Origin of the sequence: Lichenicoccus sp., from assembly GCF_965277665.1 — a bacterium.
GTDB lineage: Bacteria > Pseudomonadota > Alphaproteobacteria > Acetobacterales > Acetobacteraceae > Lichenicoccus.
Genome location: NZ_OZ255835.1, coordinates 3,012,572 through 3,029,615 on the forward strand (window position 1 = coordinate 3,012,572; position 17,044 = coordinate 3,029,615).

Genomic DNA, 17,044 nt, shown 5'->3' on the forward strand with positions numbered 1-17,044 from the left:
CTCAGGCCGGCGACAGCGTCCCCGCGTGATCCGGCACGCGCGTGGCCGAAGCGAGCCGCTGCACCAGGCCCGGCCAGAGGCGGGCGCCCAGCAACATCATGGCCTGGCCGGGCACGGTGCGGCCGATCGCATACAGGCCGCCAGCCAGCCGCATCTGCGGTCCCAGCGCCCGGCGCATCCGGTCGTGGTAGGAGGCGGCGGGCTCTGCGCCGAGCACCGACCGCACCGCCTGCGCCGCCGTGTGCAGGGCGATCGCCATGCCGTCCCCGGTAAACGAGGGGATCACCGCCATCTGGTCGCCAAGGCGGAACAGGTCGCGCGGTGCCTCGGGCGCGGTGCGATGCAGGAAGCCGTATGGCACCCTGGCGATGGTTAGCGGCCGGTCCAGGCACTCGTCGGCATGCTGCAGGCGTGAGCGCAGATGCGGGCTTTCCGCCGTCAGGGACGCCAGCAGGTTGCGCCAGGTGCCCCCGTCGCGCGTCAGCCGCGCGCGCGTCGTCACCAGGCAGAGGTTGGCGAGGCCGCCTTCGACCATCTGCAGGCCGCCATAGCCGTCGCGGAACAGCACCAGCTCGACATGCCCGTCCAGCGCCCGCCGGCTGGGTGCGGCAAGCATGAAATAGCTCTTGAAGCAGACCTGGTCCTGCGATGGCGGCGGCCGACGCAGGCCGCGCAGCTCGTGCTTGCCGGTGGCGAGCAACACGCTCCGCCCGCCCAGCCGCTCGCCACCATCCAGTTCCAGCAGGGTGGCACCTGCGCCGTCTGCCACCGCACGGCGCACGCCGCAGCCCTGCCTGGTGTCGGCGCCGGCTGCCTCGGCATGCGCCAGCAGCGCCGCATCGAGCCGCCGCCGGGTCAGGCTGCTGCCGGCGAACGGCAGCGCCGACGTGATCAGGGCGTGCCGGCACGCGATACGCACCCGCTCGATCGGCACCGCCCCGAGCGAGGCGAGATCGAGCCCGAGTGCCGCCAGGTGGCGGTCCGCTTCGACGCTGATGAACTCGCCGCAGACCTTGTGACGGGCCTGCCGCTCGCGCTCGAACAGCGTGACCGGCTGGCCCTGCTGCGCCAGCTGGCAGGCCGCCGCGGCGCCGGCCAAACCGCCGCCGACGATCAAGGTGCTGCCGGCGGCAATCGAGGTGCTGCCGGCGGCTGGCAGGATCATCCGAGATGCTCGACGCAGAGCCGGAACATCGGCCGCCAGAGCAGGCGCGCCTCGATACCCGCCGCGTCGAGCAGGTCCCGCCAGTCGGCATAGCGGAAGCTGCGCGCCACCGAGAGCTGCCCGTCCTGGCGGACGATCGGATGCCAGCGGGCCAGCCGCGCCAGCATCCCGAAGCCGTGATAGGCAAGCACATGCCGCTGCAGGTCGTTGACGAACCAGCCCAATCGCGCGCGCTGCTGCATCCAGCGCAGGAAGCGCACCGCATCGGCATCGGTCAGGTGATGCGTGAACAGCGAACTCACGATGAAGTCGGCGTCGCCGGCATGGTCGAACACATCGCCGGTCGCGTACTCGATCGGCATCGAGGCCGGCGTCCGGGCGCGGGCAGCGCCCGCACTGCGCGGGTTGAGGTCGATGCCGGACAGCCGCACAAGCAGGCCGCGGCGACCGGCCCAGCGTCCGATCCGGCGCAGCAGGTCGCCCTCGCCATAGCCGACATCGAGCACCGACAGGCTGGCGCCGCGTGGCATGCCGCGCGTCGCCCGGTCCAGGAAGCCGATGGTCGGCGCATGCGCCAGCATCACCCGGCTGACCGAGGCAAGATCGTCCATGACGGCGGCGAACATGTCCGGCCCGACATCGCCCGCGTCAAGGATCTCGGGCCCTTCGGCGCGAGCCGAAAGATCCATCAGCTGTCCCGGCCGGCGCGTCGGAAGCGGAAGCTCTCGGCCACCATGCCCGGGCCGAAGGCCAGGCCCAGCCCCCGCGCGCCGTCCCGCTCGGCCAGGATGCGCGCCAGCACGAACATGACGGTGGCCGACGACATGTTGCCGTAGTCGTGCAGCACCGCGCGCGAGTGCCGCAGCCGCGACGGGTCGAGCGACAGTCCGACCTCGACCGCGTCCAGCACGGTGCGGCCGCCGGCATGCACCGCCCAGAGATCGTAGGCATCCGTGCCCAGCCCGCGCAGCAGGCCGGCCGGGTCCTCGGGATCGCCGCGCAGCGCCCCGGCGATGCGGCCCGGCACCTTGCCCGACAGATGCATGTCGAAGCCCTGGTCACCGATGCGCCAGGTGATCAGGTCGGCGCTGTCGGGGATGATCTCGCTGCGGAAATCCTCCACCGCCAGCCCGACCGGATCGGCGGTGATGAGTGCTGCCGACGCGCCATCCGCGAACAGCATGAAGGACAGCACGGTCTCGAGGTCCGAAGTCTCCTGCAGATGCAGCGTGCTGAGTTCGCAGTTCACCATCAGCACACGCGCCCGCGGGTCGGCCCGCACCGTGTCGCAGGCGAGCCGGAGCGCCGGCACCGCGGCGGCGCAGCCCATGAAGCCGACCACGGTGCGGCCCACGCTCGCCGGCAGTCCGAGCCGGTCGGCGATCTGCAGGTCGAGGCCGGGCGCGGTAAACCCGGTGCAGGAGGCCACCACGATGTGGGTGATCCGGTCGATCTCGCCGGTGAGGTCGAGCTTGGCGATCGCGTCCAGCGCCAAAGTGCGGGCGAACGGTTCGTACAGCCGCATCCTCGCACCGGTGCTCGGGAAGGCGCCGCGCCGGTAGAAGCCGTCGGCATCGACCTCGCCGGCCGCGAGGCTGCCGGGACGGAAGTTGGAGTAGCGGTGCGCGATCCCGGAGCGCTCGGCCATGCGGTCGAACACCAGCCGGGCGCGGTCATCCTCCAGCAGGGTACGGGCAAAGCCGAGGAACGGAAGATGCACGTCGTGCGCCGGGACCGCGGTGCCGATACGGTTGACGTGGGGCCGGTTGAGGTGCGGGCTCAAAATACTTGGTTTCTAGCGAGGCGGGCGATCATGAAGGTCTCCGGGAGGATGCGGCGCGGCGCACGATCAGGGTGGCGTTGAGGCCGCCGAAGGCGAACGAGTTGGACAGCGCCACCTCGATCGGCGCCTGGCGGGCAACGTTCGGCACGCAGTCGATGTCGCATTCGGGATCGGGCGTAGTGAAGCCGGCGGTGGGCGGCAGCACGCTGTCGCGCAGCGCCGCCACCGTGACCGCCAGCTCGAGCGCGCCGCTTGCGGTCATGCAATGGCCCAGCATCGACTTGGTGGACGAGACCGCCATGCGGCCGAGATGGCGGCCGAACACCGCCCGCAGGGCGGCAACCTCGGTGCGGTCGTTGAGGCGGGTGCCGGTGCCGTGCGCATTGACGTAGTCGACCTGATCGGCACTCACCCCGGCATCCTCGATCGCGGCGCGCATGGCCGCCGCGGCGCCCGCCGCGTCCGGCGCGGTGATGTCGCTGGCATCGGCGGAGCTGCCGAACCCGACCAGCTCGGCCTGGATCACGGCGCCGCGCGCCACCGCCGCGTCCCACTCCTCCAGCACCAGCATGGCGCCGCCCTCGCCGATCACCAGGCCCTTGCGATCCAGCGAGAACGGCTGGCACAGGTCCGGGCTGAGCACGCGCAGCCCCTCCCACGCCTTGAGGACGCCGACCACCACCGAGGCATCCGCGCCGCCGGTGATGGCGACGTCGAGCATGCCGGCCCGGATCATCTGGAAGGCGTGGCCGATGGCATGGTTGGCCGACGCGCAGGCCGAGGCCATCGCGACGCTCGGGCCGCGCAGACCGAATTCCATCGAGACCTGGCTGGTGGCGCTGCTCGGCATGAGGCGCGGGACCGTCAACGGGTGCACGCGCTTCGCGCCGTCGCCATAGAACGACTTGTATGTGGAATCGATGGTGTGCTGCCCGATGGCTGCCGCCAGCACCACCCCGCCACGCGCGCCGGCACTCCTGGTGTCTACGCCGGACTGGCGCACCGCCTCGCGGGCGGCGACCAGGGCGAGCTGCGCGTTGCGGTCCAGCAACGCCATCTGGCGCGGCTCGAACCAGCGCAACGGGTCGAAATCATGGATCTCGGCCGCGACCCGGGTAGAGAGACGCTCGGTCGGGATGGTGCGGATCGGCCCGATGCCGGAGCGGCCCTGCTGCACCGCGCGCCAAAGCTGCTCCATGTCGGCACCGATGGAGGCGATCGCCCCGACGCCGGTGACCGCGACGCGGCGTGTCACCCGCGGGCCGTATCCGTGGCGCCGCCGATCCTGGGCTCGGCGGCCCGGGCGGCGTCGATGGCGCGCAGCGCGTGCGCCACCAGGTCGCCGATGGTGCTGAATTCGCCGCCGGCCCGCTCCGGTGCCACCGGGATCTCGACGTCGTAGCGGGCCTCGATCTCGAAGATCACCTGGACCATGTCCAGGGACGGGATGCCGAGGGCCTCGATCGAGGCCTCGGGCGTCAGTCTGGCCCGGTCGATCTGGGTCTCCTTGGCGACGATGTCGAGGATCTCGGCGGTTCTTGGATCGCTGGCCAGCTGAGGCTCGGGCTGAAGCATGGGCATCCTTGGGCTCACGGTGCCGGCATCTGTCTCTTGGTCTTCCGTGTCGGAAGACCATTAGCGACCAGCCGCGTCCCGCGCATCCGATTTTCTTGACGGCACCAGCGGCGACCGCGATGCATGGTACAAACCACGAAGGTTCGAGGATGCTTCGATCCGATGCGGCACGCCTGCGCTGGAAGCAACGCGTGAGAGAGCTGAGCGTTCTCGGCGTGTTGAGCGTTGCTGGTCTGGGCGGTCTTCTCGCGGGCGGCACGCCAGCCCGGGCGATGAGCGCCGGCGGGATCACCATGCCGGACAGCATGGAGGTCCAGGGGCAGCATCTGCAGCTCAACGGCATGGGCGTCCGCCTCTTCACCTTTCTGCATATTCGCGGCTACGTCGCCGGGCTCTACGTGCCGGCGCAAAGCCATGATCCAGCCGTCCTGCTGGCCCAGGCCGGTGCCAAGGTGCTCAGGATCGAGTTCGTCCGCACGGCCGGGGTCGGCCGGGTGCAGGACGAGTATCGCCGCGGACACGTGCTGAACTGCGTGCCCGGCTGCTCGAAGACCGAGGAGACCGGCTTCGGGCAGTTGCTCGACACGGTGAAGCCGGTGCAACAGGGCGATACCACCACCTTCATCTTCCTGCCGGACCAGGTGGATGTGCTGTTCGACGACCGGAAGATCGCGGCCATCGCGGGAGCGGAGTTCAGCCACCACCTGCTGGCGAGCTTCCTCGGCCACCAGCCGCCGACCACGGCGCTGAGAGATGGGCTACTTGGCAGCGGTGCGAGCTGAACAGCAAATTATAACGAGATTCTGACGTTGATCGTCGCGGTGTGGCAACTTCCGCCGGCTGACCATCTTGCATAGTCCAGGACCGCAGGACGCGCGATGCCGCAGAGTTCCGCAACGCTGATGATGGGCAAGGCGCGCCGCGGCATCCTGGCGGCTCCGGCGCGCCGGCCCGAAGCAGGCCCGGGGCACCGTATCCTGATCCTGCATCGCCGGCTCGACGAGCTCTCCGTCCTGGTCAGCCTGCTGGGGGCCGCGGGCTACGATGTGCAATGCCAGCGGATCGATGCGAGCGAGGTGTCGCCGCCGGCCGACATGGTGCCGGACCTGCTGCTGGTGCAGCCGGGAACCGGGCCGGGGCACGTCGTCAGCATCCCGAGCATCCTGATGCCGACCGAGGCGGAACTGGCCGCCGGCGGCCCTGGCATGGCGGCCTATGACGACATCCTGGTCAGGCCGCTCCGCCCCGCCGAGGTGCTGGCACGCGTGGCCGCCATCCTCAGGCGGCTGCCGGGCCGGGTTGCCGCACGACCCAAGGCCGCCGGCCAGCCCCGACCGGAGCTTCCCGACCGGTTGGTGTTCGAGGCCGAACTGGCGCTGCGCCTCGGCATGACCGTGCCGCTGCAGGCGCCACCCGGGGCCGTGCTGGTCATCACCCTCGACCGTATTCGCGAGATCAACACGGTCTTCGGCTATCCGGCCGGTGATGTGGCACTCGCCGAGGCGGCCCGGCGGCTGCAGGCCTGCCTGTCCCCCGCCGAGCTGATCGCCCGGATCGGCACCGATACGTTCGCGCTGGCACTCGATCGCATCGCCGGTCCGGCCGAGGCAGCGGCGCGTGGCGACGAGATGGTCAGGCGGTTGCAGACCGTTCGCAGCGAGGCCGGCGAGGTCCTGCCGCTCGGGGTCGTCGCCGGCATCAGCCTGTTCCCCGCGGATGCGCGCGAGCCGGAAGGCCTGCTGCGCCGCGCCAGCCATGCCTTGCAGGAAGCGCGTAATGCCGGCTCCGGGCAGGTGCGGCTGTTCCGTCCGGACGGCCAGCCGCTGCAGCGGCGCGTGCGGCTGTCGCGCGACCTGCATCATGCGGTGCGGCGCAACGCGCTGACCCTGCACTACCAGCCACAGATCATGCTCCGTACAGGCGCGATCTGCGGAGTGGAGGCCCTGCTGCGCTGGACCCATCCGCAGTTCGGCGCGGTGCCCCCCGCCAGCTTCATTCCGCTGGCCGCGGAGGCGGGGCTGATGTGCGCGATCGGCCGGAACACGCTGAGTGTCGCGTGCGCGCAGGCGGCCCGGTGGCAGCGCGCCGGCTATCGTCCGATGCGCATGGCGGTCAACCTCTCGCCGCACGAGTTCTACAGCGAGAGCCTGGTGCAGGACGTCGCCACGATCCTGCGCGAGGCCGATCTGGAACCGCACTGGCTCGAGCTCGAGATCACCGAGGCGATGCCGCTCGACGATCTTGCCGGCGCGATACGCATCATGGGCGAGCTGAAGCGGATCGGCGTCAGCCTGGCGGTCGATGATTTCGGCACCGGCTGGTCGTCGCTCGCCTATCTGCGCCACTTCCCCCTGGACCGGCTGAAGATCGACAGGTCGTTCACCCGCGACGTTACCCGGGCGGCGGACGCGGCGGCGATCACCCGGACCGTGATCGCCCTCTCCGGCAATCTCGACGTCGCGTGTCTCGCCGAAGGGATCGAGGATCCCGAACAACTCGAATGGCTACGCAGCCAGGGCTGCAGCGAAGGCCAGGGCTACCTGATCAGCCGACCGATGGCAGCGGACGATGTCACCCGCCTGCTCGATCTGCAGCATGGCCGTGCGGCAGCCACCGCCGGGTTGCCGGCACCGTCCGGCTGAGAGCCTGTTTGCAAACGCCTGCTGCTGGCGATCCCCCACTTTCCTAAGGATGGGCGCCTTTCCTGCGCTCCGTTGCTCACGGCCAGACGGCCGCTCCGCTCCGGTGCTCGGAAAGTCACGCCGGCCGCGGGCCTTCAGCCCGCTCTCATCCAGCATCAGGCGTTTTCAAACAGGCTCTCATGCTTTAGCGAGGCACGGATGACGCCTGATCTGGAGCATGACCTGCTCGACGCGCTGCGTGGCGTGCTCGACGGCGAGACCGACTTCATCGCCAACTGCGCCAACACCGCAGCCCTGCTGTTCGAGCGGCTGGCGGCGGTGAACTGGGCCGGCTTCTACATCCTGCGCGGCGACGTGCTGGTGCTCGGACCATTCCAGGGACGCGTTGCCTGCGTGCGCATCCCGCCAGGCCAGGGCGTGTGCGGAGCGGCGGCGGCCCGGCGCGAGACCATCGTGGTGCCGGACGTGCACGCCTTTCCGGGCCATATTGCCTGCGACGCCGCCTCGCGCTCGGAGATCGTGGTGCCGCTCATCCAGGGCGGCCGCCTGTTGGGCGTCCTGGACATCGACAGCCCGGTGCCGGACCGCTTCTCGAACGCCGATCGCGCGCTCTGCGAGCAGGTCGCCCGGCTCCTGGTGGCTGCGTCCGAGACATGATGCTGCTCCGGGCATGATCCGGCCGGTCCCCGCGGCACTGGCCGTGGTGCTGCACGAGGACCGGGTGCTGCTGGTGCGACGGCGCAATCCGCCCGACGCCGGCCTGTGGGGCTATCCCGGCGGCAGGATCGAGACGGGCGAGACGATCGAGGCCGCCGCCATACGTGAATTGCTGGAAGAAACCGGCGTGGCGGCCGAAGCCGTGCGCCTGCTGACGCCGTTCGATGTGCTGCACGGCGAGGCCCGCGGTCCGCTGCTCGGCCACTACATCCTGCTGCCGGTCCTGTGCGCGTTCCGCGGCGGCATCCCCGAGGCCGCAACCGATGCGCTGGATGCGGCCTGGTTCAGCGTGCGGCAGGTGGCGGCCGAGCCCGGGACCTTCTCCAGGCGGGTCGGCGTCCTGATGCGCGAGGCGCGCTCGGCGTGAAGCCCTCCGGCTTCAGGTCATCTCGATCGCCTGCAACGCCGTCTCGAGGTCCTGGAAGGTGGGCATGTGCTCGCTCGGCACCATCTTGCGACCGCTCTCCACGCTGACCTGCGGCGGGTTGCCGTGCAGGTGGGCCACCAGCACCGCGCGGATCAGTTCGTAGTATTTGCTCTCCTCGATGATGATGCTGCGCAGCCGCGAGGCGATCGGTGCCACCATGCCGTAGGCCAGCAGCACGCCGAGGAAGGTCCCGACCAGCGCGCCGCCGATCATCTCGCCAAGCACCGACGGTGGCTCGTTGATGTGCGACATCGTCTTGATGACGCCGAGCACGGCGGCAACGATCCCGAGCGCCGGCAGCGCATCCGCCATCGTCTGCAGGGCATGCGCGGGATGCAGTTCCTCGTTGAGGATCTTCTTGAGTTCACGCGCCATCACGTCATCGATCTGGTGCGGATCGTCCGCGTTCATGCCCACCATGCGCAGGTAGTCGCAGATCAGCACGGTAACGTGGTGGTTCGCACTGATCTTGGGAAACTTGCCGAAGGCGCTGCTGCTCTCGGGATGCTCGATGTGCGGCTCCAGCGCCATGGCGCCACGGGTGGTCGCCAGCTTGACCAGGAAGAACAGCAGGCTGAGCAAGTCGACATAGTCGGTCTTCTTGAAGGCCGGCCCCTTGATCGTCTTGATGAACCCCCCGACGGCATGTTTCAGCTCGGGCATCGAGTTGGCCATGACGAAGGTGCCGATCGCCGCCCCCAGGATGCTCAGCAACTCGAACGGCATCGATCCGATCAGCGCGCCGATGGCACCGCCGGATGCCATGAAGCTGCCGAATACGCACAGCATGAGGAAGACCAGGCCGCCGATCGTCAGCATGCGTGGTCCTCCTACGGCTGCGCGGGCGCGGCAGCTCTGTCCGTGGCGGCCGCAGCTCCGGCCAGCGGCAGGGCGCGCTGCAGCGTCAGCACGATGCGCCGGTTCGAGGGCGACAGCGGATCGGCCGGAAACAGCAAGCCATGATCGGCGTAGCCGGTGACGTTGCTGAGCCGCGTCTCGGACAATCCCGATCGCACCAGCACGTTGCGTGCCGCATCGGCACGGCCGGACGACAGGCTCCAGTTGGAGACCTGGCCGTCGCGATAGGCGCCGGCATCCGTGTAGCCGCCGATCGAGACCGCCTCGGTCAGCTTGGCGATGAACGGGGCGACCACGCGCAGCAGCGCCTGCGCCCGCTCGTTCGGCACCGTCGAGCCGCTGGCGAACATCGGCTGCCGCTCGGAGTCCATGATCTGGATGCGCAGCCCGTCCGGGGTGACATCGATCGCCATCTGGCCGGCGACCGTGCGCAGCGCCGGGTCGTTGGCGATGGCATCGCGCAGTCCCTGCGCCGCGTCACGTAGGGTCCTGGTCTCCGCCTGGGCCGCGTTCGCATCCTGGGTGGTCTGCGTTCCGGCCGCGGACGCCGGGGGCGCCTTGCTGTCCAGCGGCTTGGCGGCGGCAAGCGCGGCCGCCTGCGCCCCGGCCACGTTCGGTCCGACACCGAGCGGACCCGGCTTGGCTTGCGCGGCGCTGCCGGTATCGGGATCGCCGTCATTCTGCGGGGTCCGGCTGTCGGCGTGGGCGGAGAGGGTCGCGAGCAGCGGCGGCCCCTGGTCCACCAGCTGCGCACCATCGGCAACCGGGGCGGCGCCGCCCGGCACCATGCCGGTGCCCGAGAAGCCGTTCTCGACCTTCGCCATCGGGCTGAAATAGGCGGCGATGCCGCGGCGCTGGTCCTGCGTGGTGGCGTTGATCAGCCACATCAGCAGGAAGAACGCCATCATGGCGGTCACGAAATCGGCGTAGGCGACCTTCCAGGCGCCGCCGTGATGGCCGCCTTCGACGATCTCCTCGCGGCGGATGATGACGTTGCCACCGCCGCGCGCCGCGTTCTTGCCGTTGGCTCGTCCACCCGCCATGTGCTGCCGCCTCCGTCACGACCCGTGCGGGGCGCCTGCAGGCACTTTGCCCGAGCAGGGTTAAGCCGGGACTAACGCAGCGGGACCGGCATCGCCGCCACCTCGCTCTGCAGGGATGGCGGCAGGCCGGTCCGCAGCGTCACCCGGTACAGGTCGTAGCGCTCCGCCGTCACGCCATCGCGTCCGCGCGCCAGGCTCCCCACCCGCGCGACGGTGCAAAACAGCAGCGGATCGGGCGCATCCTTGCGCCGCGCGCTGCGGACCAGCAGCATCGTGACGCCACCGACCGGCGGATGCGGTAGCCCGAACAGCCGCCAGCGCGGCTCGGCTGCGAACACCGCGCGACCCGGTGCCGCAAAGGCCAGCTCGGCGGCCAGGCCGTACTCATCGGCGACCAGCGCCGTGCCCGGGCCGGCCGCGGAGGCGGCCTCGCGTGCGAGCGATTGCCAACCGGCGAGGCGCACCAGCGTCACGTCGAGCCGGCGCGGCAGCGGCAGCGGAGCAGCCACGGACTGCGCATAGACCAGCGCGGTCAGCACGAAGCCGAGGGCTGTACCGGCGCGCCACCAGCGCCAGGCCAGGGGTGCTGCGGCGATCGCGCAGGCCGGATAGAGCAGGCCGGGCCAGTTCGCCTGCACCCGGTCGCCGAGGGCGTGCTGCACGAACACCAGCGCCGCCGGCACCGTCACCGCCACCAGCAACGCATGGCCCGGTGGACCGGAGCGGACACGCCGCGCCAGCCGACCGATGCCGCAGACCAGCAGGACGAACACCACAGGCGTCGCAAGCCCAGCCTGGCCGCCGACCAGTTCGGCCAGGGTGCGCCACGCCCGCCCCGGATGCCACGCGCCGGTGCGTCCGCCCTGCTTGGCGAAGCTGGCCCAGCGATGGTCCGCGTTCCAGCCCAGCACCGGCGCGAACACCAGCAGCGCGAGTGCGGCTGCGAGCCAGGGCCAGGGTGTGCGCAGCCAGCGCCTGCCCTCGCCGGTCGCGACCAGCCAGAGCGGGATCCCGGCCGCGGTCAGCAGCGCGGTGTATTTGCTGTCCATCGCAAGCCCGGTGGCGAGGCCCACCGCCAGCCACCAGGCGCCCCGGCGGGTGGCGACCACCCGGCCCAGCGCCGCCAGGGCCGCGGTCCAGAAGGACAGCAGCGGCGTGTCCGGCGTCATCGTCACCGCGCCCACACCCAGCAGCAGGGTGGCGTTCAGCAGGATGGCCGCCTTGATGCCGCAGCCGATGTCGCAGCCTCGGCCCAGAAGATCGCGACACGCGGCAACCAGCAGCAGGCTGCCGAGGGCGGCCGCGAGCGGGGCGAGCAGGCGGATGCCCAGCGCGGTATCGCCGCAGAGCCGGGTGCCCGCGGCGATCCAGAGTGCCACCATCGGCGGATGGTCAAGATAGCCCGGCGCCAGCGCGCGCGACCAGGTCCAGTAGTACGCCTCGTCGGCCGACACCGGCGACAGTGCGGCGACCAGCAGGCGAACCGCGGTCAGACCGACCAGCAGCAGCCAGAAGCCGATCCACTGCCGTCCCAGACCCTGTCGCCGGCCCATCAAGCTCAGAGGCTGTTTGCAGACGCCTGATGCTGGATGAGAGCGGCCTGAAGGGCCGCGGCCGGCGTGGCTTTCCGAGCACCGCAGCGCAGCGGCCGTCTGGCCGTGAGCAGCGGAGCACAGGAAAGCCGCGTCGGATCGCCAGCAGCAGGTGTCTGCAAACAGCCGCTCACTTGCGGCGCCAGATCAGGGTCGACGACACCGCATAGTTCCAAACCACGCCGATCGCGGCGCCGGCGGCGGAGGCCGGTCCCCAGCCCCGGTGCGCGAGGAACAGGGCGCGCGCGATGCCGACATTGGCGAGTGCCCCGGCCGAGCAGACCAGCATGAACACCATCAGTCCGAGCCAGAACCGGCCGCCACGCAGCCGCCGGTCGCGATAGGTCAGCGAATTATCCAGCGCGAAGTTGGCGACGATGGCGACCAGGGTTCCCGCCAGCTGCGCCTCGGAGAACCGGGCGCCGGCGAAACGGGCGAGATCGAGCACGCCGATATTGATCGCCACGCCGACCGCGCCGACCAAGGCGAAGGCGATGAACCGGGTCGGCAGCAAGCCGCCGACCGCCTTGTCGAGCAGCATCGCCACGAACTGGACGAGCACCAGGGCGTCGAGCTTGCTCTCGCCGGACGCGCGCTGCTTGAAGTGGCACGGGATCTCGACCACGCGTGGCGGCGTGCGCGCGGTCAGGACAAGGTCCAGCAGGATCTTGAAGCCGGTGGCGCTCAGGCGCGGGGTCAGCGCATCGAAGAAGTCGCGGCGGCAGGCAAAGAAGCCGCTCATCGGGTCGCCGAGCCGCACCGGCAGCATGGCCTGCGCCATGCGTATGCCGCCGTCCGACAGGCGGTGCCGCCAGGCGTTGCTCAACCCCGCATTGTCGCCGCCCTCGACATGCCGGCTGCCGACCGCGATGTCGCAGCCTCCCGAGCGGACCGCCTCGACCATCGGCACCAGCCGCGTCTCGTCGTGCTGCAGGTCGCCATCCATGACCGCGATGACCTCCGCCGAGGAGGCCAGCACACCCTCGATCACCGCCGAGGACAGGCCGCGCCGGCCGACCCGGCGCAGGCCGCGCACGCGGATGTCGCCCGAGGCCAGGGCGCGGATCTCGGCCGAGGTGCCGTCCGGGCTGTCGTCATCGACGAAGATGACCTCCCAGGCGCCCGGAAAGATCGGATCGAGCGTCGCCTCCAGGGCTGCAACCAGCGGACGCACGTTGGCGCGCTCCTTGTAGCAGGGCACCACGATGCTGAGCGTCGGGCCTGTGGCCACCACCGCCGGACGGTCCAGGGTTGCTGACATCGCCGTCCGTCCTCAGCGTGGTTCGATCGGCACACCGACCAGGTTGCGGCTCGTGCGGATGGTCTGCAGCGTCTGCACCCGGCTGACATGGGCCGCCTCGGTGAGCCGGCGCGTGAGCTGGTTCTCGTGCGACGTGTCGCGCGCGACCAGGCGCAGCAGGAAATCGCCGCCGCCGCGGATCATGTGGCACTCGCGCACCTCGGGCCACTCGGCGGCCATCGCCTCGAAACCGGCCAGCACCGCGTCCTTCTGGCTGTCGAGTCCGATCAGCGCGAAGAAGGTGATCGCCCAGCCGAGCAGTTGCGGATCGCTGTCGCCGTGATAGCCGCGAAGCACGCCCAGCTCCTCGAGCCGCCGCACCCGGCGCAGGCAGGGGGGCGCCGAGATCCCGGCGCGTCGGGCCAGCTCCACATTGGTGATGCGGCCGTCCTCCTGCAGCTCAGCCACGATGCGCCGGTCGATGGCATCAAGCTCGGTCACGATCGAACTGGCTTTGTAACGAAATAAGACAGCATTGGGCGCTCTGGCTAGCGGAATTCGGCATGACCGGGGGTAACGGTTCGGGACCCCCGCCTATATGGCAGCAACCCGGAACGCCGCAAAGCCGGACCTGTCGCGTCCAATCCGGCCGGCCCCGGCGGTGCGCGGCAGGCATCTTGCTTGCACCGCCGCAAATCCCCCCGATATCTTCGGTCACGCGAGGGGCCGCGCGAGGGGCCGCATGGGGGGCCGCATGGGGGGCCGCGCGGGAGTTCAGTTCGATCATGAGTGAGACCATCTCGACCGAAATCCTGGTCATCGGCGCCGGTCCGGCGGGCTACACGGCGGCGATCTACGCGGCGCGCGCCAATCTGCGGCCGGTTCTGGTCGCGGGGCTGCAGCCGGGCGGCCAGCTCATGATCACCACCGATGTCGAGAACTATCCGGGTTTCGCCGACGCGGTCCAGGGCCCCTGGCTGATGGAGCAGATGAGCCAGCAGGCCGAGCATGTCGGCACCCGCATGATCCACGACCTGATCATGCAGGCCGACCTCGCCGCACCGCGCGCCCCCGGTGCCGCATTCCGGCTGGTCGGCGACTCCGGCGACATCTATCTCGCCCGCAGCGTGATCATCGCCACCGGCGCGCAGGCACGCTGGCTCGGCCTGCCGTCGGAGAAGAAGTTGCAGGGCGCCGGCGTGTCGGCCTGCGCCACCTGCGACGGCTTCTTCTATCGCGGCAGGCGGGTGGCGGTGATCGGCGGCGGCAACACCGCCGTCGAGGAGGCGCTCTACCTCACCCATCATGCCGACCACGTCACCCTGGTCCACCGCCGCGACAGCCTGCGCGCCGAGCGCATCCTGCAGGACCGGCTGTTCGCACACCCGAAGATCTCGGTGGTCTGGAACAGCGTGGTGGAGGAGATCACCGAGACCGGCACCCCGCCGGTGGTGGGTGGCATCGTGCTGCGCGACGTCACGACCGACGCGAGCCGCCGCCTCGCGTTGGACGGCGTCTTCGTCGCGATCGGCCACACGCCCAACACCTCGCTGTTCCGCGGCCAGGTCGAACTCGACGACGAGGGCTACATCGTGACCCGCGCCGGCACCACGCAGACCTCGCTGCCCGGCGTGTTCGCCGCCGGCGACGTGCAGGACAAGATCTTCCGCCAGGCGGTCACCGCCGCCGGTACCGGCTGCATGGCGGCGCTGGAGGCGGAGCGCTACCTGGCGGAGCTTCGTCCCGCGCAGGCCCTTGCCGCGGAATGAGGGCATGGTAACGACATCGTGCCTATGACCGACGACCGGCGTTGAACCGTGGCAGGGTGAGCGAGACAGCATGAGCATGGACGCAACATGAGCATGGATTGGGACAAGCTGCGCATCTTCCATGCCGTGGCCGAGGCCGGCAGCTTCACCCATGCCGGGGACGTGCTCAACCTCAGCCAGTCGGCAGTGTCGCGGCAGATCTCGGCGCTGGAGGAGGCGCTGCAGGTGCCGCTGTTCCACCGCCATGCTCGCGGGCTGATCCTGACCGAGCAGGGCGAGGCGATGAACCGCACCGTCCGCGAGGTGTTCGCCAAGCTGGCGATGACCGAGGCGCTGCTGACCGAGAGCAAGGAGAAGGCAGCCGGCCGGCTCAAGGTCACCACCACCACCGGCTTCGGGGGCACCTGGCTGACGCCGCGGCTGCCCGCCTTCTTCGAGGCGCATCCCGACATCACCGTGACGCTGATCCTCGAGGACGGCGATCTCGACCTCGGCATGCGCGAGGCCGACGTCGCCATACGCATGCACCCGCCGCGGCAGCCCGACCTGGTGCAGCGCCATCTCGCCGATATCCACCTGCCGATCTGCGCGGCGCAGTCCTATCTGGACCGCAGCGGCACGCCGGCGGCGATCGAGGATCTCGACCGCCACCGGCTGGTGCTGTTCGGCAGCTACCACCCGCCGTCGCCCGACATCAACTGGATCGCCGGCGCCGGCCGGCCGAACGGCTCCAAGCGCCTGTCGACGCTCGAGGTCAACAACCTCGCCGCGATGGCCGACGCGATCGAGGCCGGCCTCGGGATCGGTTCGCTGCCGCACTACATGCTCAACGACCGGCCCGGGATCAGGAAGATCCTCACAGCGGTGAAATCCCCGGTGATCGAGGCGTATTTCGTCTATCCGGAAGAGCTGCGCACCTCCAAGCGCGTCGCCGTGTTCCGCGACTTCCTGCTCTCGGAAATGGCCTCGCGCGGCTAGAGGCAATTTTTTAGCCGCAGCACGCGACGGACTTCCGATCGACCGCCGTTCAAGGGAGACCAGAACGGAGATCGTCATGCATCCCATCACGACACGCCTGCTCGCAGCCGCCCTGGTCATGCTGCCGCCACTGGCGAGAACAGCGTCGGCGCAGGATACGCCACCCGCAGCGTCATCAGCAGCGGTAGCACCGACTGCGCCCGGCGCGCATCGCCTGCAGGCGCGGTTCGATGCCGCGAACACGTCGCATGACGGACACCTGACACTGTCCCAGGCGCAATCGGGCGGCATGCGGATGGTCGGCCGCCACTTCGACGAGATCGACGTGGGCCACAAGGGCTACGTCACGCTGGACGATGTCAGGCAGTTCACGCAGGCGCAGCGCGCCGCTCGACACGGCCAGGCCGCCGACGCAATGGCCAGCCAGTAGCGCGGGGTCCGGTCACACTAATCGCAATGCGACGCGATGTGACGCTTGCCGCCGATCAAACACCCAACACGGTGAGCATGATCGATCGGGTCACGCTCCGGGAGAAAACGATGATGTCGCTTTACCGCACTCGCCTTATGTCGATCGCGGTCGCCGCGCTGCTGCTGGCGACGCTTGATGGCTGCGCCTGCCGGCCCGGCCGTATCGGCCCGTATGGCGGCATCCATCCGGCCCGCTGCTGGGTCTGGTGAGGAGGAACCGAACATGAGAACCCTATTCAGGCGCCCCCAGCTCGGCGTTGCTGCCGTCATCATCGCCGCTTCCACGGCTTGCCTGTCGATCCCGACACCGGCTGCCGCCTGGGGCTGGCATCACGCCTGGCACCCGGGTTGGGGATGGCACCGTGGCTATGGCTGGGCTCCGCGCGGCGTGGTTGTCGGCATGGCGCCACCGGTGGTCGTCGCGCGGCCGCCGGTGGTCTATGCGCCTCCCGCGGTCGTTGCCGGACCGGTCTGGATCCGGCCGCACTGGAACGGCCCGTACTGGGTCCCTGGCCACTGGGGCTGAACCGGTCGAGTTGCTGATCTGGTAAGGGAGTTTGCCGACATGCGATTTTGCGCCGCCCTGCTTCTGCTTGGAGCGCTCTCAGGATGCGTCTATGCGCCACCCGGCGTTCCCGGACCTGCCCCGGCGCCGCTCGTCGAACGTGCGCCGCCACCGCCGCCGGGCTACTATGTCTGGCGCCCCGCGCACTGGCGCTGGAACGGCTTGGGCTATGTCTGGATCGCCGGCCATTACGTCATGCGACCCGCCTGATCCGTGACC

20 protein-coding genes are annotated in these 17,044 nt (G+C 70.1%); 10 read left to right on the forward strand and 10 right to left on the reverse strand.

What is annotated here, in order from left to right:
* Position 1 precedes the first annotated feature (1 nt).
* The 5 genes from ACQY4O_RS14020 to ACQY4O_RS14040 are packed head-to-tail and all read right to left on the reverse strand — an operon-like array spanning position 2 to position 4,529.
* Complete coding sequence (locus ACQY4O_RS14020; protein WP_428376970.1) at positions 2-1,165, reverse strand: FAD-dependent oxidoreductase; 1,164 nt, start codon at positions 1,163-1,165, stop codon at positions 2-4.
* On the reverse strand, positions 1,162-1,854 hold the full coding sequence (locus tag ACQY4O_RS14025; protein WP_428376971.1) for a methyltransferase domain-containing protein: 693 nt from the start codon (positions 1,852-1,854) through the stop codon (positions 1,162-1,164). The genes ACQY4O_RS14020 and ACQY4O_RS14025 overlap by 4 nt, the downstream gene beginning before the upstream one ends.
* A complete protein-coding gene (locus ACQY4O_RS14030) occupies positions 1,854-2,948 on the reverse strand; it encodes a type III polyketide synthase (RefSeq protein ID WP_428376972.1) in 1,095 nt (364 codons plus the stop codon). Before ACQY4O_RS14030 ends, ACQY4O_RS14025 begins: the two co-directional genes overlap by 1 nt.
* A 28-nt stretch (positions 2,949-2,976) precedes the next feature.
* Positions 2,977-4,203, reverse strand: coding sequence for a beta-ketoacyl-[acyl-carrier-protein] synthase family protein (locus ACQY4O_RS14035; RefSeq protein ID WP_428376973.1), 1,227 nt, complete (start codon positions 4,201-4,203; stop codon positions 2,977-2,979).
* Positions 4,200-4,529: an acyl carrier protein gene (locus tag ACQY4O_RS14040; RefSeq protein ID WP_428376974.1), complete on the reverse strand. Its 330-nt coding sequence runs from the start codon at positions 4,527-4,529 to the stop codon at positions 4,200-4,202. The genes ACQY4O_RS14035 and ACQY4O_RS14040 overlap by 4 nt, the downstream gene beginning before the upstream one ends.
* Before the next feature lie 185 nt (positions 4,530-4,714).
* On the opposite strand from ACQY4O_RS14040, the gene ACQY4O_RS14045 reads away from it, so the two are divergent.
* The 4 genes from ACQY4O_RS14045 (at position 4,715) to ACQY4O_RS14060 (ending at position 8,249) form a co-directional block, all read left to right on the forward strand.
* On the forward strand, positions 4,715-5,305 hold the full coding sequence (locus ACQY4O_RS14045) for a chalcone isomerase family protein (protein WP_428376975.1): 591 nt from the start codon (positions 4,715-4,717) through the stop codon (positions 5,303-5,305).
* Positions 5,306-5,401: 96 nt separating this feature from the next.
* A complete protein-coding gene (locus tag ACQY4O_RS14050) occupies positions 5,402-7,165 on the forward strand; it encodes an EAL domain-containing protein (RefSeq protein ID WP_428376976.1) in 1,764 nt (587 codons plus the stop codon).
* 198 nt (positions 7,166-7,363) lie between these two features.
* On the forward strand, positions 7,364-7,822 hold the full coding sequence (locus tag ACQY4O_RS14055; protein ID WP_428376977.1) for a GAF domain-containing protein: 459 nt from the start codon (positions 7,364-7,366) through the stop codon (positions 7,820-7,822).
* A 13-nt stretch (positions 7,823-7,835) separates the two neighbouring features.
* Positions 7,836-8,249 carry an NUDIX hydrolase gene (locus ACQY4O_RS14060; RefSeq protein ID WP_428376978.1) on the forward strand — a complete coding sequence of 138 codons (414 nt, stop codon included), beginning with the start codon at positions 7,836-7,838 and terminating at the stop codon, positions 8,247-8,249.
* A gap of 12 nt (positions 8,250-8,261) precedes the next feature.
* Here the strand turns inward: ACQY4O_RS14060 and motA are convergent, their stop codons facing one another.
* The 5 genes from motA to ACQY4O_RS14085 all read right to left on the reverse strand — a co-directional run bounded on the left by motA (position 8,262) and on the right by ACQY4O_RS14085 (position 13,543).
* Positions 8,262-9,128, reverse strand: a complete 867-nt coding sequence (gene motA / locus ACQY4O_RS14065; RefSeq protein WP_428376979.1) for a flagellar motor stator protein MotA — start codon at positions 9,126-9,128, stop codon at positions 8,262-8,264.
* A gap of 11 nt (positions 9,129-9,139) precedes the next feature.
* Complete coding sequence (locus ACQY4O_RS14070; protein ID WP_428376980.1) at positions 9,140-10,210, reverse strand: flagellar motor protein MotB; 1,071 nt, start codon at positions 10,208-10,210, stop codon at positions 9,140-9,142.
* 71 nt (positions 10,211-10,281) lie between these two features.
* Positions 10,282-11,763, reverse strand: a complete 1,482-nt coding sequence (locus ACQY4O_RS14075; protein ID WP_428376981.1) for a glycosyltransferase family 39 protein — start codon at positions 11,761-11,763, stop codon at positions 10,282-10,284.
* 169 nt (positions 11,764-11,932) lie between these two features.
* Positions 11,933-13,063, reverse strand: coding sequence for a glycosyltransferase (locus tag ACQY4O_RS14080; protein WP_428376982.1), 1,131 nt, complete (start codon positions 13,061-13,063; stop codon positions 11,933-11,935).
* A 12-nt stretch (positions 13,064-13,075) separates the two neighbouring features.
* The gene (locus ACQY4O_RS14085) at positions 13,076-13,543 is read right to left on the reverse strand and encodes an Lrp/AsnC family transcriptional regulator (protein WP_428376983.1); all 468 of its coding nucleotides are present in this window, start codon (positions 13,541-13,543) and stop codon (positions 13,076-13,078) included.
* A gap of 284 nt (positions 13,544-13,827) precedes the next feature.
* Between ACQY4O_RS14085 and trxB the strand changes: the two genes are divergently transcribed.
* The 6 genes from trxB (at position 13,828) to ACQY4O_RS14115 (ending at position 17,035) form a co-directional block, all read left to right on the forward strand.
* The gene (trxB, locus tag ACQY4O_RS14090) at positions 13,828-14,811 is read left to right on the forward strand and encodes a thioredoxin-disulfide reductase (RefSeq protein WP_428376984.1); all 984 of its coding nucleotides are present in this window, start codon (positions 13,828-13,830) and stop codon (positions 14,809-14,811) included.
* Between the two features lie 93 nt (positions 14,812-14,904).
* Positions 14,905-15,789, forward strand: coding sequence for a LysR family transcriptional regulator (locus tag ACQY4O_RS14095; protein ID WP_428378206.1), 885 nt, complete (start codon positions 14,905-14,907; stop codon positions 15,787-15,789).
* Positions 15,790-15,865: 76 nt separating this feature from the next.
* On the forward strand, positions 15,866-16,219 hold the full coding sequence (locus tag ACQY4O_RS14100) for a hypothetical protein (protein WP_428376985.1): 354 nt from the start codon (positions 15,866-15,868) through the stop codon (positions 16,217-16,219).
* 38 nt (positions 16,220-16,257) lie between these two features.
* Entirely contained in the window at positions 16,258-16,470 is a 213-nt protein-coding gene (locus ACQY4O_RS14105) for a hypothetical protein (protein WP_428376986.1), read from the forward strand.
* 13 nt (positions 16,471-16,483) lie between these two features.
* Entirely contained in the window at positions 16,484-16,786 is a 303-nt protein-coding gene (locus ACQY4O_RS14110; RefSeq protein WP_428376987.1) for a hypothetical protein, read from the forward strand.
* Positions 16,787-16,825: 39 nt separating this feature from the next.
* The gene (locus ACQY4O_RS14115; RefSeq protein ID WP_428376988.1) at positions 16,826-17,035 is read left to right on the forward strand and encodes a hypothetical protein; all 210 of its coding nucleotides are present in this window, start codon (positions 16,826-16,828) and stop codon (positions 17,033-17,035) included.
* The last annotated feature ends 9 nt before the right edge of the window (positions 17,036-17,044 follow it).

Coding starts and splice junctions, on each gene's coding strand:
- ACQY4O_RS14110 (WP_428376987.1), top strand. CDS start 16,484: ATGAGAACCCTATTCAGGCGCCCCCAGCTCGGCGTTGCTGCCGTCATC.
- ACQY4O_RS14025 (WP_428376971.1), bottom strand. CDS start 1,854: ATGGATCTTTCGGCTCGCGCCGAAGGGCCCGAGATCCTTGACGCGGGC.
- ACQY4O_RS14050 (WP_428376976.1), top strand. CDS start 5,402: ATGCCGCAGAGTTCCGCAACGCTGATGATGGGCAAGGCGCGCCGCGGC.
- ACQY4O_RS14060 (WP_428376978.1), top strand. CDS start 7,836: ATGATCCGGCCGGTCCCCGCGGCACTGGCCGTGGTGCTGCACGAGGAC.
- ACQY4O_RS14070 (WP_428376980.1), bottom strand. CDS start 10,210: ATGGCGGGTGGACGAGCCAACGGCAAGAACGCGGCGCGCGGCGGTGGC.
- ACQY4O_RS14115 (WP_428376988.1), top strand. CDS start 16,826: ATGCGATTTTGCGCCGCCCTGCTTCTGCTTGGAGCGCTCTCAGGATGC.
- ACQY4O_RS14055 (WP_428376977.1), top strand. CDS start 7,364: ATGACGCCTGATCTGGAGCATGACCTGCTCGACGCGCTGCGTGGCGTG.
- ACQY4O_RS14075 (WP_428376981.1), bottom strand. CDS start 11,763: ATGGGCCGGCGACAGGGTCTGGGACGGCAGTGGATCGGCTTCTGGCTG.
- motA (WP_428376979.1), bottom strand. CDS start 9,128: ATGCTGACGATCGGCGGCCTGGTCTTCCTCATGCTGTGCGTATTCGGC.
- ACQY4O_RS14100 (WP_428376985.1), top strand. CDS start 15,866: ATGCATCCCATCACGACACGCCTGCTCGCAGCCGCCCTGGTCATGCTG.
- ACQY4O_RS14020 (WP_428376970.1), bottom strand. CDS start 1,165: ATGATCCTGCCAGCCGCCGGCAGCACCTCGATTGCCGCCGGCAGCACC.
- ACQY4O_RS14080 (WP_428376982.1), bottom strand. CDS start 13,063: ATGTCAGCAACCCTGGACCGTCCGGCGGTGGTGGCCACAGGCCCGACG.
- ACQY4O_RS14040 (WP_428376974.1), bottom strand. CDS start 4,529: ATGCCCATGCTTCAGCCCGAGCCTCAGCTGGCCAGCGATCCAAGAACC.
- ACQY4O_RS14095 (WP_428378206.1), top strand. CDS start 14,905: ATGGATTGGGACAAGCTGCGCATCTTCCATGCCGTGGCCGAGGCCGGC.
- trxB (WP_428376984.1), top strand. CDS start 13,828: ATGAGTGAGACCATCTCGACCGAAATCCTGGTCATCGGCGCCGGTCCG.